This window comes from Vibrio sp. C8, from assembly GCF_054051265.1.
Map to the genome: position 1 here is coordinate 29130 of NZ_JBPAOE010000009.1, position 13844 is coordinate 42973.

Genomic DNA, 13844 nt, shown 5'->3' on the forward strand with positions numbered 1-13844 from the left:
ATTTAAGATGAGTAATCATCTCTGCAGGTCTATCGCCAAGCGGTAAGGCAGCGGCTTTTGATGCCGCCATTCCCTGGTTCGAATCCAGGTAGACCTGCCATTTATTTTTAATAACTACTCAGTTATTAATTGAGCTTCAGTATTTGAAAATTTATTGGAACTCGTAGCGAGTTTGTATTATATTGTCTCGCTCAAAAATGATGGCTACGTAGCTCAGCTGGTTAGAGCACATCACTCATAATGATGGGGTCACAGGTTCGAATCCCGTCGTAGCCACCACTTATTCTAAGTTGTTTGCTTATATCTTAGTTAGATTGCAAGTAACTTTAGATACCGAGATGCGGAAGTGGCGAAATTGGTAGACGCACCAGATTTAGGTTCTGGCGCCGCAAGGTGTGAGAGTTCAAGTCTCTCCTTCCGCACCATATTATCTCGATATCTTAAAAGTTTTGCGGAAATGGCGAAATTGGTAGACGCACCAGATTTAGGTTCTGGCGCCGCAAGGTGTGAGAGTTCAAGTCTCTCTTTCCGCACCATTATTTAAGATGAGTAATCATCTCTGCAGGTCTATCGCCAAGCGGTAAGGCAGCGGCTTTTGATGCCGCCATTCCCTGGTTCGAATCCAGGTAGACCTGCCACTATTTAAGTGCTTTGTTTAAATTACAGATCACGACAACGATTAATTGAAGACCAATATTCAATTAATCTACAGATTAAGTTGCGGAAGTGGCGAAATTGGTAGACGCACCAGATTTAGGTTCTGGCGCCGCAAGGTGTGAGAGTTCAAGTCTCTCCTTCCGCACCATTATTTATTGTTGGCTACGTAGCTCAGCTGGTTAGAGCACATCACTCATAATGATGGGGTCACAGGTTCGAATCCCGTCGTAGCCACCATTTCCTAAGTACTTTTTGAAACAGCAATGTTGAAAGTCTTTAGGAAATAATGCGGAAATGGCGAAATTGGTAGACGCACCAGATTTAGGTTCTGGCGCCGCAAGGTGTGAGAGTTCAAGTCTCTCTTTCCGCACCATTATTTAAGATGAGCAATCATCTCTGCAGGTCTATCGCCAAGCGGTAAGGCAGCGGCTTTTGATGCCGCCATTCCCTGGTTCGAATCCAGGTAGACCTGCCATTACAATTAAGATAGTGGTTAGTAAGGCTTTTGATGCCCCATCTATTCTCCCTGTTTCGACTTCGAGGTAGACCTGCCATTATTTAAGTGCTTTGTTTAAATTACAGATCACGACAACGATTAATTGAAGAGCAATATTCAATTAATCTACAGATTAAGTTGCGGAAGTGGCGAAATTGGTAGACGCACCAGATTTAGGTTCTGGCGCCGCAAGGTGTGAGAGTTCAAGTCTCTCCTTCCGCACCATTATTTAGATGAGCAATCATCTCTGCAGGTCTATCGCCAAGCGGTAAGGCAGCGGCTTTTGATGCCGCCATTCCCTGGTTCGAATCCAGGTAGACCTGCCATTACAATTAAGATAGTGGTTAAAAGGCATTTTTGATGCCCCGTCTATTCTCCCTGATTCGGGTTCGAGGTAGAACTGCCATTATTGGTAAATAGCTGGTTTTAGACGAGTTATTACAACAATTAGTTGAATGCCTAATTCAATTAATTTACAGATTAAGATGCGGAAATGGCGAAATTGGTAGACGCACCAGATTTAGGTTCTGGCGCCGCAAGGTGTGAGAGTTCAAGTCTCTCTTTCCGCACCATTATTTAGATGAGCAATCATCTCTGTAGGTCTATCGCCAAGCGGTAAGGCAGCGGCTTTTGATGCCGCCATTCCCTGGTTCGAATCCAGGTAGACCTGCCACTATTTAAGTGCTTTGTTTAAATTACAGATCACTACAACGATTAATTGAAGACCAATATTCAGTTAATCTACAGATTAAGTTGCGGAAGTGGCGAAATTGGTAGACGCACCAGATTTAGGTTCTGGCGCCGCAAGGTGTGAGAGTTCAAGTCTCTCCTTCCGCACCATCATCATAAAACCCAGCCTAGGCTGGGTTTTGTTTTATCTGTCATCTTTGTAACAACTTCCTCCAGCTTATCTCTTCATTTCAAATAACCACGCCTTTATAAAAGCTTGAATCAATGACCTTGAAGACGGTTGCTCTTTGTTTAGATCTTATTTTCTCTGCGAATATTCCTTCATAAAGGCGGTGACTATAATAATGAAGCTTTGCTAGGTATAAAAAATCCAGCCGAAGCTGGATTCTTCATTACATAAATGTACTAGCTATTAGCCAAGTAAAGACAAAGCAGAGTTTGGTGCTTGTTTTGCTTGCGCCAATACCGTGCTTGAAGCTTGAGAAAGTATTTGCGACTTAGTTAATGACGTTGTTTCTTTCGCAAAGTCAGTGTCTTTGATTCGACTCTTAGAAGCATTCACGTTTTCGTTAATGTTTTCCAAATTACTGATCGCATGGTTAAAGCGGTTCTGGAATGCACCCAGCTCAGCTCGATGACTATCAACAAACTTCAGTGCCGCATCAACAATCGCTACTGATTGCTGTGCACCACCAACGCTTGTCACATCGATATCTTTAACAGTGACGTCTTTACCTTCAGCAAAGCCCAGTTCACCGGCAAGGCTGCCACCAAACGTAGCTTGGCCTTCAACTTTATCTGCCGCTGTAAACAGCTGTAGCTTGCCGTCTTCATCGACAGAAGCTTTCACCATATCAGTTTGACCATTAATGTAAGTAGCTAACTCTTCAATATCATCACCTGTTTTCGCATTGATAGAGATAGTTTTCTCACCTTCATATTTGTCATTGAGAGTAATCGTCAGATCATTGCTTCCAGATTTAACGGCCCAGTCTTTATCTTGTCCGTTTTCCGCTTTGTAGCTTACGCCACCCATTTTCTGGTTGTCACTGCGCATATTGTTCAGTGAAAGCATGACTGCTTCACCGCTATCTGCGCCAATCTGGAATGACTTAGTATCAAAGGTACCATTAAGAAGCTTACCACCGGCAAATGATGTGGTTTCCGCTATACGGTTAAGTTCATCATTCATTGACGAGATTTCTTCCTGAATCGCTACACGTTCAGATTTTGAGTTTGAGCCGTTCGCTGCTTGCAATGATAAATCACGAACACGTTGTAGGATGTTCGTTGTTTCATTCATCGCACCTTCAGCGGTTTGAGCAATAGAAATACCATCGTTCGCATTACGTACAGCAACATCAAAGCCTCGGCTTTGCACATTCAGACGGTTTGAGATCTGTAGACCTGCAGCGTCATCTTTTGCACTGTTGATCTTTGAACCTGATGACAAACGTTCCATTGACGTTTGCTGAGCAGATGTCGCACTGTTCAAATATCGTTGTGCGGTCATTGCTGACACATTGGTATTTACGTTCACTGACATAGTTGTCTCTCCTAGATTTTTCTGCGAAGCGGAACTTCGAATGCGGTTTCCGACGTCTCGAAAAACCAAAATGTTCTCTCAAAGTTATCTCTATTAGCGGCCTACAAGAGAATACCTTTAGAAAAATTAAGGATTTAGCAAAAATATGCGATGTAATGTGCAAAGAATGGTCAGAGCTATAGGATGCAGATTAGATAAACGTAAGGGGTAGCTTAAAAATATAAGATTAGGGAACAGAGAAATAACAAATTACAGGCAAAAGAAAAGCCCCTTAATATTTAATATATTTAAGTATCTATATTTATCAATTAGTTATGGTTAAATAATCGCAACAGTGGCGACAAAGTGGCGACAGATGTTAGATAACTATCGCTTTCTTTATCTGTTTGGTGAGGTTAAAGACACTGTTTCTAAACTTGATGAATGGTATTAGTTTGTTCTTCTCGTACGTTCTCCATAATTCAACACTCTTTTCAGTGTTCGACTTATTGTTCATTACTGCAGAAGCCAGTTCATACCTGTGGGAAAGAATCGCGTTTTTTGTCATCGTTAAATGCCTAATATTTAGACTGTTACCCCATCTTAACGCGAGAAATAAATTGAAAAAAGGTTTTTGAGGGCAGATTCGCTTTGAAGCCTTGCTGTGATTGGCTTGCGCTTTACCTAACTAGATCATTAAAAGTCACACAAGATCGTTCTAAAACGTCACAAAAAACAGCCCAACCATTTAAATTCAATGAGTTACACCCACTCTCGCGATCTTTTCAGATCATTGTTTTTGCAATTCTTTGCAAATAATTTCAATTTTCGAAATTTTATTTAGGCGGATTTAAGGCGTTTTCTAGGGTTTCAGTCATCCGCTAAGCCTCATATAGCGTAAGGCTTGGCGCTTTATTTGGCTTTTTCTGTCACGGGATAAATTTCGCGGAAATAAAATTGCGAAAAAAGTGATCGAAAAACCGCGCAGGCGGGTGTAGAGGAGCGCGGATTCCGTGGGTGGGACGCTCGATTCCGTGAGCGTAGCGCTCTGTGTTTGGTATGGTGGGGCGTAAGTGCGTTGGTTGGTGCATGACTGGCAAAAAGAAACGCAACCGTGTGGCTGCGCTTTGGTGTGGTTTCTGTGGCTATTCTATCGGATAAGGTGTGCCGCTAACCATCGCTTTTGCGTTGGCTTGTATCTCATCCACTACCGCATTGGCTATTGCTGTGGCTAGTTCGTCGGCTTTGGCATGGCTGCCTGTTGTGGTAAAGCCTTGACCTTGTAGTTCTGTGATGATTCGGTCTTTCAGTGATGATTTACTTAGGGCCATTACTTACCTGCCTTAACTGTGGTTGATAAATCTGAATGCGGTAGACCAGTAAATGCGCAGATACAATCGCCCTGCACTACGCCTTTACCGCCGTTCATGGTGATTAGGTCAGCGGTGAAACGCATATTTTTGGCGCTCGCTTCCCAGTCCTTTTCCATGGTTTCGAGTCGGTTACCCATTACCTTTAGCTTGTCATCTTGGGCTATGACGATGTTTCGCAGTTTACCGATCACCGTGACCAGCTCCCCGGCAGTTGATATGTGCATGTTGCCTAAGCTGCCAAGTTCTAGGTTGTCACCTGCCAGTATTTCTACTGCGCCTAATGCTTCAATGACCTTTTTGCCTATGATGTTCTCAGAGCTATGCCCTTTCACTTCAAGTGTGTGGCTACCTAGTTCAGCAATGAATTTGGCGGCTTTCTCAATCCGTTGGTGTGACTGAGTGGTAAAGGTTTGGTCTGTTTTATCGGTGATGTTACCAGCAGCATCAATGCGGCGGCTGACTTCTTCACGTTGCTGCTGAAGTTGTTCACCTGGGGCAATGGTTGGCAGTGCAAATTCACGACCGTAGATACCACGAATCATTGGGCGGTCAGCTCTGCCGTAGGCGAAAGCTATTTCGACTACTGAACCTTCCAACGGATACGCAAGCAATCCCGATTCATGACCGCTCATGTGAACCGGCAGCGGAATCGAGCGATAGACAGGAATAGTCGTGTTTGGCTGCATGTCTTCATCGAGAACTTGCACATCTATGGCGTAACGTGGTCGAAATGGGTCTGCTGTTTTCCCTGCTTTTGTACTGTCACGAACGGCTTCTACTCTGCCGAATATTGGCAGGTGATAACCGGCTGCAACTTCTGGCAAGGTATCGAAGATTTCACGCTGCTTGGCTGGCGTGGTTTTGTCCAGCCAGTAGGCTGTCATTTCATCGCCCACCAAATCTAGGCGATTAATACGTTTATCAAACGCGACTCGCCCCGGTCGAAGCATCGGGAACGGAACGAACGTGACGCTGTTACCATTCTGGCGCGATGTGAATTCCTGCGGAATGTTCATCGGTTTACCGTTGAAGTGGCTGTGGTGGTACGAACCAAAATAGATCACTTGGTCGGTGTGTTGGAACCAGACGTAATCAGGCACTGAGAACGCTTTGCCGATTTTGTCCAAGCATTGATAACCATCGCCCTGATTGACGAAATTAGGGATTACGCGACGAGTGTATTCTTCATCCGGCAGGCTGAACTCTAAGCCTGTTTTTTCGCTGATGATGTCAAACACATCGGCCATGGTTGGGTGTTCAAGGCTAATCGGCAGTTTGTTAGATAGTACGCCTGAGAGCTCTTTTACTGTCAGCTTATACGACCCATTAGCGGCAGGTGACACAGTATCAATAAAGCCCTCAAAAAACGGGGCTGTGTCTTGCTCGTAACCAATATCCAAGCGCACCAGCTCAAGCCGTTGCGGTGGTGCATCGGCTTTGATGATGAATATTGCCTTTCCGCCCAATGATAGCTTTAGGCTTACTTTGTGACTTACGAGTTCATATTCCTGATTACTGATAAAAAGGCGTTTTTCTAGTTTCATTGTGTCGCCTCCTTACCTGCTTGAAGTGCTTGTTTGAAGCGAGTATTTTCACGCTGCTCTGGCTTGGTTTGGTCTTTTTGGCGCTGCTCTTTTTGCTCGGCTACGCTGTTGTGTTCTTTGAGTTTGAACGAAACATTCCACGCCATTTGGTTGTCTTGCTGAGTCACTGAAAAGCGCCCTGTGAATTTCACGGTTTTCACTTTGAATGCGTTAGCGACATCGTTAACGATGCGATAAGCCAGACGATCACCGTTTTCGTCTTTGGCGTTGCTCATGTTTTCCAACGTGGTCAGTGATGTTAAATCTCTGAACGCGATAGAACCGGACACATCCAGCTCTGCGGCTTTTTCGCCTTGCTCTGAATCGTCGGTCGAAGATGATTGTCCGCTTTGGTCTTGTGCTTTGAATTCACGACCAAAACCAACACTGATATTCATTAGATTGAAAGTTTGACCATCTAAGGCGAACACAATAGTTCCTCCCAGAACGTAAGTGGCTCATGGCTCAGCAGTAGACTGGCGATGGTGAGCTGATGATTGTTCGGCGCACCCGCATTTTGTAGCTGAGTAGCAACGCTTTCGGTACTGCCTGAGAATGTGGTGGAATAGACACTACCCTGCAGCGCTTTCAGTGCATTTATGGCTTGCGACACTTCGGCCAACGTATTAGCACGTTTGGCGGCTAACGCCTGCAATTTACCGATCACGTTTGTGCTATCACTAGCGAGAGATTCAAGAGTGACTAATTGCGCGTTTTGCTCGCTAAAGTAGTCACCTAACGGCTGTGCGTTTAGTGGGGCAAAGGGTTTAAAGCGTGGCTGAACGATGGCAGCTGGCTGATGTAGTTTGTCACTGCTGTTATTCACCAGTGCTGTTGCCTGCCTTGCTACCTGTTGCCAATCCGGCAATGTGAGCACTGAGGTAATTTGTTGCATCTTAGTGGAAAACTCATTGATGCTTTGCGCGGTTAGCATTATCGCCACCACGTTTAACTGACCTTTTGGCCTATGGGTGTCCGCAAGGTCACGCAGTTTAGCCACCAAGGTTTTCACGGCATTGGTCGGGCTGAGATAACTGCCAGAGTCTAGCTTTTCGCCGACCTGAAACTGGTAAGGAGTCGCGCTGATAACGGTACCGCTAACCAGTAAACTGTTTAGGTCATCACCCAGCCCTAGTAATGCTTCAGCTTCTGAACTTAAAGAGTGACGCCCAAAACTGGCGTCACCTTCTAAAGCAGTTAAACGGTCTTCAGCTTCACTCATTGCAGTACCGACTTGGCTTGTTACCGCCTCGGCACTGGTTTGAATGGTTTGGGCTGTGTTAGGCCAAGTGAGTTGTGATTGTGTCCACATACACTAAGCCTCTGGCAATTCAGGCCAAGGGTTATCGGCGCGAACCTGCAAGTATGCGGCATCGGCTTGCGCTTCATATTCAGCCGCCTTAGCCTCATCACCTTCAACACGACGAATCATTCGAGCTTCGTTATTTAGGCGGTCAACTATCTGCACATAAAGACTTTCGCGAGTGTTCGCTACCTGCTGAACTTCGGCTTCATACTTGGCTTGAGTGTCAGTTTGCCAATTGCCTAACTCTTCGCTCCAAGTGACGTATTGGTGTGGTGGTTGGGAGAGTGTGTAGTCATCCGTCACCAGTGTTTTGTCGTCGAACTGTTTAGGTTCTTGGGTTTCTTTGCTGTATGCGGTGACTTTTTCAAAGCGTGTTTTTACCTGCCATGTGCATTCTGTATCGTCAGGCCAGTATTGCACTTTGCCATTTGCATCGAGCATGGCGAAGTATTCGTTTTCAGCCAGCTCAATCTCGGGTAACGGCTGTGAAGTAGTGAAGCCAACTTTCTGAGTCAGTTTTTGTGATTTGATGTACTCGCCCGAGACTGAGCTAATGTAATGTCTAAGCATAGCTGAATACTCCTTTCGGGATTACGCGGTAGTGGTCAAGGAACAAACCCATTGTGTCGGTGAAATTTGGATCTGTTTTAACTGAAAGAGAAGCATCAAAATAGAATTTCTCACCTGTAGAGGTAGAATTATCTGGAACATTATTGAGGGATGTACCGTTGTTTTTTAGTCCGTTATTTGCATTATCACCGTCGTTATAAAATGCACCTGTAGACATGCCCATATATGGCGTAGCTATAGATTGCTCACCCGTAATATTCTGAATATGATCTTCTTTCGTCGAACCCGCAGCACCGTAACCTCCAGCGACCTTGATGTTCATCATCAGCGCCCAGTCATCAGTGGTGAATGTGGTTGCACCGTCACCCGTTCCCCAGTGACCTGCGTAGGCGCGTGGGTCTGCATCAATGGTTGCCTGGTCTGTGAAAAATGCAGATGCGCTGACAATTTCAAATACGGTTGGGTAATCTGCTCGCAGTAGTTCTACACGGCCTGCTGGTAGCCAGATATCAGGGTCTGGGTCTGGTCCCACCGCTGACATTGGCATACCTTTGAAGAGCATGTGTTTGAGCCAGTCGGCGCGGGTGAGGTATTGGGTATGAGGGTCACTTGCCGATAAATGAGCTTGTGATTTTAAGTACTGCGGGTGTGGATCACTCGCCGCTTCATGCTCACCTAACCCACCTTTCACGCGCCAGTCTGTTACTGAACCATCAGCATTAATACCAGCCAGTTTCGCCACATAGTGCTGTTGATTGCCTCCGTCTAGATAATCAACCAACTCAACTTCTGATAAACGAATGGTGACAATGTTCTGCCATTCAGACAGCACGGTACCCATTCGAACAACATCTACATACAAACCGTTTGGTTTGGTGGTGATGGTCTGAATTACTTCCGCATCGAGAACGGCACGTAAACCGCCAACATAAGCAACACCTGCAGAAATAGCGTACTTGGTTGGATCGGCTTGTTGGGTTACGTCGAAACCATCAACAAAGGCGGTGTGACCGTAGTTGTCTAGGTTGGCTAGGCGCATGTCTTCTTCGATACCAAACAAACGCGCTTGGTAGTCGATTTGCCATGTTGCTGCATCTACGTTTATTCCGGCAATTTGCGCGGCTCCGGTGTATTGCTGCAGCAACGATTTGGTGCTGCTCATACCATCTTCTTTGGTTTCGTCGGCTTTGTGTACCACCATGCCGCACGAATTCGGCACGTTTTTGTCACGCAGGTAGATAGCGTTAAAGGTAAACGCAGCCACTGAACCCGGAATGACTACCGAATACACCAGAGCGTTATCACCTAACTTACCCACTTGGTCGATGTCTTGTTGGTGAACCCAGTACGCGACATCCGGCAACCCTTGTTCACGGTCAATCGGCGTTTCTAAATCTAAGTCCGGAAGGTAGGCGAAAATCATTTCGTTCATGTCTGGTGCATCACCGACACTGATTTGATTTTGCAGATACTTTTCAAACTGTAATGGAATGGCCGTCAGGCTCATGAGTTACCCCCTAGTGTGGCGATAAATATCTGTTGTTGATGTTCAATAGGTTGAGGCTTGAAAACCACCTCCACCGCTTCTTCTGTTTTGGCTTGGAACATGGCGAACGTGTGGCTGAATTCACCGTGATTAATCAGTAGATCACTTGGATAGGTCACTTGAAAACGGTAGCGTCGGCAGGTGCGCCCGTACTGTTCAATTAAGGTCTGAACAAGTTTGCTGTTTTGCGAAATGGCGTTGTCGGTCAGTTCGATGGTGCACACGTCCCAATCAATCGCGCTTTCGCGTTCTTTGAATGCCACAATGGCAATGCCTAAGCGTTCAAAAATTCTTTTGAAACCGTAGACACTGCCTGCATCTTTGGCGTTAATCGCGGCGTACTTCACTCGCTTACGAAACAGCTCAAGCGGCTCACCGTCGAACTGGGTTATGTCCCTGTCCCACGCCATGAGTCGAAGCAGTTTTTCACTGCACGTCAATGCATCAAACTGGTTAAGCGGAAACAGTAGCCATGTTCGAACCAGTTTGAAGAATGTAAACACACCACCACTAAGGTAATACGGCTCTTTGATTGCCTCGGAGGTGGTTTCACCATCCTGCCACCAAGGCGTTGGTGTTTGGCTTAGCTCTGGGGCGTGCTTATCGAAATCACTCATCGGCCAGTTCCTGCACTGTCAGGCTTTGAATGCGTGGCTGAGTTAACAGGCTCACAATGTCTTTTTGAACCACACCATCAACGCTAATACGCACCGACTCTACGTTGTCCATGTTGTTGTGAATTTCGGTACCCAACTGAGAAATACTGAATCGGCTTTCTGGCCGTGCTCTCGTCATTTCTGAATAAGCGGCTGACTCTCGAAACGCAGCGCGAATACGGTCTTCGATTTCTAAGAACTCGTCTACTTTCTGCGTATCGGTTAAGTTACTGACGAACACCACATCAGCAATCACAGCATGTTGCGTGTCTGGAATGGCTAAACAGGTGAGCACATCGCCATGGCCGTGGTGACCTTCATCCATGATGTATTCGTTCAACTGGCCTAAAACGGCTTGCGGTGTTTCGCCTACTTCCATCAATACATAAGCGTTCGCGGTACCCGGTGTGACATCACCAGTATTCTCAAAGAAAACGTTGTCACTGCGAATGCCTGCCACGTTGGAAATGATAGAGCGATAAACATCGTCAATGTGCCAGGTACCTGAACTGGTGAACGCATTTTGTAGACGCAGCGCCAGCTCATCGTTGCTTTCTTCGTTCGCGCCAAGCGTGGTTATCCAGTCCGGTTCATTAACGGCAGAAACAATGCCGGAAATTCCTTTTGGCAGAATGTTGAAATAGCCGGCTGCAAGGTTGTATTCGTCACCCGCTTGTTCTGCTTCACAGAGTATTTTGCCTACGGCTAACCCTGCCGCTATGACCGAATCTTCGATCACTAATAATTTATAAATCACGCCATCAATCGAGGTGGTTTGAATAATCTCGCCAGCCGCTACGCTGACTTCGTCTTCTGCATTTTCTTTGGTGAAGGTTATCCAGCCTTGAGTTTTCACAGCACCTTTATGTGTGACGTTGTATTCCCATGCTTTGAGCTCCAACGCCCAACGTTCTGCGGTAGCCACAAACATATTTGGCATGACGTAACCTGCGAGTAAGGTACGAATCAACCATACAACAGGCGTGACCACAGCAGAGCGAACCCAACGCCAGAAAGGCGACATATCAGAGTCGTTTGAAAGGTTACTGCCTGCGCCTGTGACTTCGGTTTTGAGCTTGGCTTCCAATGCATCTTCAGTAACCGGAATGCCTGATTCCGCTAGGATTTCCACAAAGTCAGCGGTTGGTCTTTTGCTCATGCGGTTACCTCGGTTTCTATCAGTTGGTCGTAGTCATACGCTTGCGCGGTTAGTGCGATGGTGCCTGCACTGCTTTCCGTAGCGCTGGCGGTACCCGGAATGATGCGGTTATCCAGTTCGGCTTTTTGTTCTATCTGCAACAACACATCAGCGCGTAGCACTGGGTTACGCTCTGCCACTAACTTACGGGCTAATCCGCTTTCCATGATCGCGTGTTTGATGTCCTGTGCGATGCTGTATAAATCGCTGCACTGGGTTGGTTGTTCGCCAGCGTCTACATCCCAACCGCCGTCGATCACTTTGATGTCTATATAGCTTTTATCCGGCATTGAGTTCATCCCATTCCGCTAACTCGTCAGGTGTAAAACCGCTTTGCGTGGTGATGTAGATGTCACCGTACTGGCGAGTGTTAGTAGTAGAACGGCTTTGTGTACTGTTCATGTTCTGCACCATGCTTGGGTTGAGTGCTGGCGCGTTCTCTGGCTTTTTGTAATCAATGACAGAGGTGTCCATCGTTGGGCGCTGGGCTTCTAACGCTTGCAAATCTGGCATTGGTGGAATTTGACTTGCGGCTTGTGCAGCAACATCCGCTTGTGGTGTTTGCGGCATTTCACCGGCACGCCACTCGATGTCGATGCCCGGAATCATGTTGAGTTTGTCGATCACCCAATCAATGGTATCTGCAAGCATTTTGAATACTGCTGTGTCACCGAACGAGGCTTTCAGATCATCCCACCAATAAATCATTGCACCGACTGCAACCACTAATGCCGCAATACCCGCAACTACCCATGTGATTGGGTTTGCCCAAAGCGCTGCATTGAATAGCCATGTTGAAGCCGTCATCGCAATGGTGCTAATGCGTAGCAACTTGAGCACACCGTTTAAGGTACCCATAGTTACCGCCCAACCTGCCGACATCATTTTGCCAATGCCCATTACTAACGAGAGTGAAGCGACCACACCGCCCAGCGATACCGCACCAATGGCGGCATAACTCATCATTTCGGTGAGCAACGGATATTCGCTAGTCATAGCGGTTAGCCATGTCATGCCATCGGCAATAGAACCTGTTACTGAGTTAATGGCAGGTAGAATCATGCCAAAGGCGGCAGCTCGAATAGCAAACCAAGAAGCTTCAAGGCGTTCCCATTGGTCGGTCATGGCTGATGCCATTTCCTCTGCTTTGCTCATGCCTTGGACTTGACCGAGCGATTCAATGCTAGAGGCTAACCCGTCAGTGTCGGCCATCAATAGCTTAATCATGCTGACAGCTTCATCTGAACCAAACGCTGCTTTCAAAGCATCAGATTCAGCGACATCGAGCGTGTCACCAAACTTGCCTTTTAGCTTGTCGAGAATATCGAGCATTGGCAGCATTGAGCCTTGGCTGTCAGTAAAAGAGAGGTTGAGCTTGTCTTGTGCTTTACCCACACCCGCTAGGAACGATTTGTATTTGGTACCCGCTTCACTACCGCTCATCGTGGCTTGCAAGGTACCAAGAATTGCCATCTGTTCAGACATTGCAATACCCGCAGACGTCGCGTTCGCGCCAACACTGGTGAATGCACTACTCATCTCCGAGCCAGTAGTTTTAAACATTTGCACCGCCATAGCGGTTTGCCCTGCGACCTCTTCAACCCATGCGCCTTTGCCCATTTCAGCGGCTTGGTTTTTAAAGATGCCGTACATGGTACCCATGTATGAGGTGATGGTACTGGTATCGGCTTTAGTCGCCGCAGCTAACACACCTGAAGCTTTAGTGAACTGCGAAAGCTCATTGCCATCCAAACCCGAAATAGCAGATTGAATGTCATAAGATGCGGCCACAAAGTCAGTGGCAGATTTACCGTATTCACTAGCAAACTCTAAGGCAGTTTGTGAAAGCTGTTGTAGCGCTTCATCGGTTACCCCCAGTGATTTCACTTCACCGATTTTTCGGTCCATCTCTATGGCTGGCATTAAGGCGTTTTGAATAGCAAAACCAGCTGCAACCAAACCTGCACCACCTGTCGCCATGTCTTGCAGGCCGCTTTTGCCTGTATCCATAGCGCTGTGCATCTCTTTCGAGATGCCTTGCAGTGGTTTGGTTACCTGATCAATCAGGCCTATGGTCATCAGCAGTTTTTCATTCATTTCTTAAACAGCCTTGAGATTGCATTCATGATGGCGATTTCTTCACGTTCCTTGATGTGTTCATCCAGCCAAAGAGCGCGGGCTAGGTTTTGCGGCTCGTCGTCACCATCAGGGAAGAAGTACCGCCGCAAAATAAGCGCTTGTTCC

At 46.6% G+C, this 13844-nt stretch carries 12 protein-coding genes and 14 tRNA genes; 14 read left to right on the forward strand and 12 right to left on the reverse strand.

Annotation, left to right across the window (positions count from 1 at the left end):
• Nucleotides 1–25 precede the first annotated feature (25 nt).
• The 14 genes from ACRQQK_RS05220 (at nucleotide 26) to ACRQQK_RS05285 (ending at nucleotide 1993) form a co-directional block, all read left to right on the forward strand.
• Nucleotides 26–100, forward strand: a tRNA-Gln gene (locus tag ACRQQK_RS05220).
• 102 nt (nucleotides 101–202) lie between these two features.
• Nucleotides 203–279: transfer RNA gene (locus ACRQQK_RS05225), tRNA-Met, on the forward strand.
• A 61-nt stretch (nucleotides 280–340) separates the two neighbouring features.
• A tRNA-Leu gene (locus tag ACRQQK_RS05230) sits at nucleotides 341–425 on the forward strand.
• A gap of 26 nt (nucleotides 426–451) precedes the next feature.
• A tRNA-Leu gene (locus tag ACRQQK_RS05235) sits at nucleotides 452–536 on the forward strand.
• A gap of 27 nt (nucleotides 537–563) precedes the next feature.
• Nucleotides 564–638 (forward strand) — tRNA-Gln (locus ACRQQK_RS05240).
• Between the two features lie 82 nt (nucleotides 639–720).
• Nucleotides 721–805, forward strand: a tRNA-Leu gene (locus ACRQQK_RS05245).
• A gap of 12 nt (nucleotides 806–817) precedes the next feature.
• Nucleotides 818–894 (forward strand) — tRNA-Met (locus ACRQQK_RS05250).
• 51 nt (nucleotides 895–945) lie between these two features.
• A tRNA-Leu gene (locus tag ACRQQK_RS05255) sits at nucleotides 946–1030 on the forward strand.
• Between the two features lie 27 nt (nucleotides 1031–1057).
• Nucleotides 1058–1132, forward strand: a tRNA-Gln gene (locus ACRQQK_RS05260).
• A 161-nt stretch (nucleotides 1133–1293) separates the two neighbouring features.
• Nucleotides 1294–1378: transfer RNA gene (locus ACRQQK_RS05265), tRNA-Leu, on the forward strand.
• A gap of 26 nt (nucleotides 1379–1404) precedes the next feature.
• Nucleotides 1405–1479 (forward strand) — tRNA-Gln (locus tag ACRQQK_RS05270).
• A 161-nt stretch (nucleotides 1480–1640) separates the two neighbouring features.
• Nucleotides 1641–1725, forward strand: a tRNA-Leu gene (locus ACRQQK_RS05275).
• Nucleotides 1726–1751: 26 nt separating this feature from the next.
• Nucleotides 1752–1826, forward strand: a tRNA-Gln gene (locus ACRQQK_RS05280).
• Between the two features lie 82 nt (nucleotides 1827–1908).
• Nucleotides 1909–1993: transfer RNA gene (locus ACRQQK_RS05285), tRNA-Leu, on the forward strand.
• A 262-nt stretch (nucleotides 1994–2255) separates the two neighbouring features.
• Here ACRQQK_RS05285 and ACRQQK_RS05290 read toward each other — a convergent pair.
• The 12 genes from ACRQQK_RS05290 to ACRQQK_RS05345 form a co-directional block, all read right to left on the reverse strand.
• On the reverse strand, nucleotides 2256–3389 hold the full coding sequence (locus ACRQQK_RS05290) for a flagellin (protein WP_457510324.1): 1134 nt from the start codon (nucleotides 3387–3389) through the stop codon (nucleotides 2256–2258).
• Between the two features lie 1124 nt (nucleotides 3390–4513).
• The gene (locus tag ACRQQK_RS05295; RefSeq protein WP_457510325.1) at nucleotides 4514–4699 is read right to left on the reverse strand and encodes a hypothetical protein; all 186 of its coding nucleotides are present in this window, start codon (nucleotides 4697–4699) and stop codon (nucleotides 4514–4516) included.
• Nucleotides 4699–6285 (reverse strand): hypothetical protein, encoded by a 1587-nt coding sequence (locus ACRQQK_RS05300; RefSeq protein ID WP_457510326.1) that lies wholly within the window; start codon nucleotides 6283–6285, stop codon nucleotides 4699–4701. The genes ACRQQK_RS05295 and ACRQQK_RS05300 overlap by 1 nt, the downstream gene beginning before the upstream one ends.
• Nucleotides 6282–6755 carry a baseplate complex protein gene (locus ACRQQK_RS05305; protein WP_457510327.1) on the reverse strand — a complete coding sequence of 158 codons (474 nt, stop codon included), beginning with the start codon at nucleotides 6753–6755 and terminating at the stop codon, nucleotides 6282–6284. Before ACRQQK_RS05305 ends, ACRQQK_RS05300 begins: the two co-directional genes overlap by 4 nt.
• On the reverse strand, nucleotides 6743–7636 hold the full coding sequence (locus tag ACRQQK_RS05310) for a hypothetical protein (RefSeq protein ID WP_457510328.1): 894 nt from the start codon (nucleotides 7634–7636) through the stop codon (nucleotides 6743–6745). Before ACRQQK_RS05310 ends, ACRQQK_RS05305 begins: the two co-directional genes overlap by 13 nt.
• A 3-nt stretch (nucleotides 7637–7639) precedes the next feature.
• Complete coding sequence (locus ACRQQK_RS05315) at nucleotides 7640–8200, reverse strand: phage tail protein (RefSeq protein WP_457510329.1); 561 nt, start codon at nucleotides 8198–8200, stop codon at nucleotides 7640–7642.
• On the reverse strand, nucleotides 8193–9707 hold the full coding sequence (locus ACRQQK_RS05320; protein WP_457510330.1) for a phage tail-collar fiber domain-containing protein: 1515 nt from the start codon (nucleotides 9705–9707) through the stop codon (nucleotides 8193–8195). The genes ACRQQK_RS05315 and ACRQQK_RS05320 overlap by 8 nt, the downstream gene beginning before the upstream one ends.
• On the reverse strand, nucleotides 9704–10363 hold the full coding sequence (locus ACRQQK_RS05325; protein ID WP_457510331.1) for a phage tail protein: 660 nt from the start codon (nucleotides 10361–10363) through the stop codon (nucleotides 9704–9706). The genes ACRQQK_RS05320 and ACRQQK_RS05325 overlap by 4 nt, the downstream gene beginning before the upstream one ends.
• A complete protein-coding gene (locus ACRQQK_RS05330; protein ID WP_457510332.1) occupies nucleotides 10356–11561 on the reverse strand; it encodes a baseplate J/gp47 family protein in 1206 nt (401 codons plus the stop codon). The genes ACRQQK_RS05325 and ACRQQK_RS05330 overlap by 8 nt, the downstream gene beginning before the upstream one ends.
• Complete coding sequence (locus ACRQQK_RS05335; RefSeq protein WP_457510333.1) at nucleotides 11558–11890, reverse strand: DUF2590 family protein; 333 nt, start codon at nucleotides 11888–11890, stop codon at nucleotides 11558–11560. The genes ACRQQK_RS05330 and ACRQQK_RS05335 overlap by 4 nt, the downstream gene beginning before the upstream one ends.
• Nucleotides 11880–13697, reverse strand: a complete 1818-nt coding sequence (locus ACRQQK_RS05340) for a phage tail tape measure protein (RefSeq protein WP_457510334.1) — start codon at nucleotides 13695–13697, stop codon at nucleotides 11880–11882. The genes ACRQQK_RS05335 and ACRQQK_RS05340 overlap by 11 nt, the downstream gene beginning before the upstream one ends.
• Complete coding sequence (locus ACRQQK_RS05345; RefSeq protein WP_373279364.1) at nucleotides 13694–13828, reverse strand: DUF6890 family protein; 135 nt, start codon at nucleotides 13826–13828, stop codon at nucleotides 13694–13696. Before ACRQQK_RS05345 ends, ACRQQK_RS05340 begins: the two co-directional genes overlap by 4 nt.
• Nucleotides 13829–13844 lie beyond the last annotated feature (16 nt).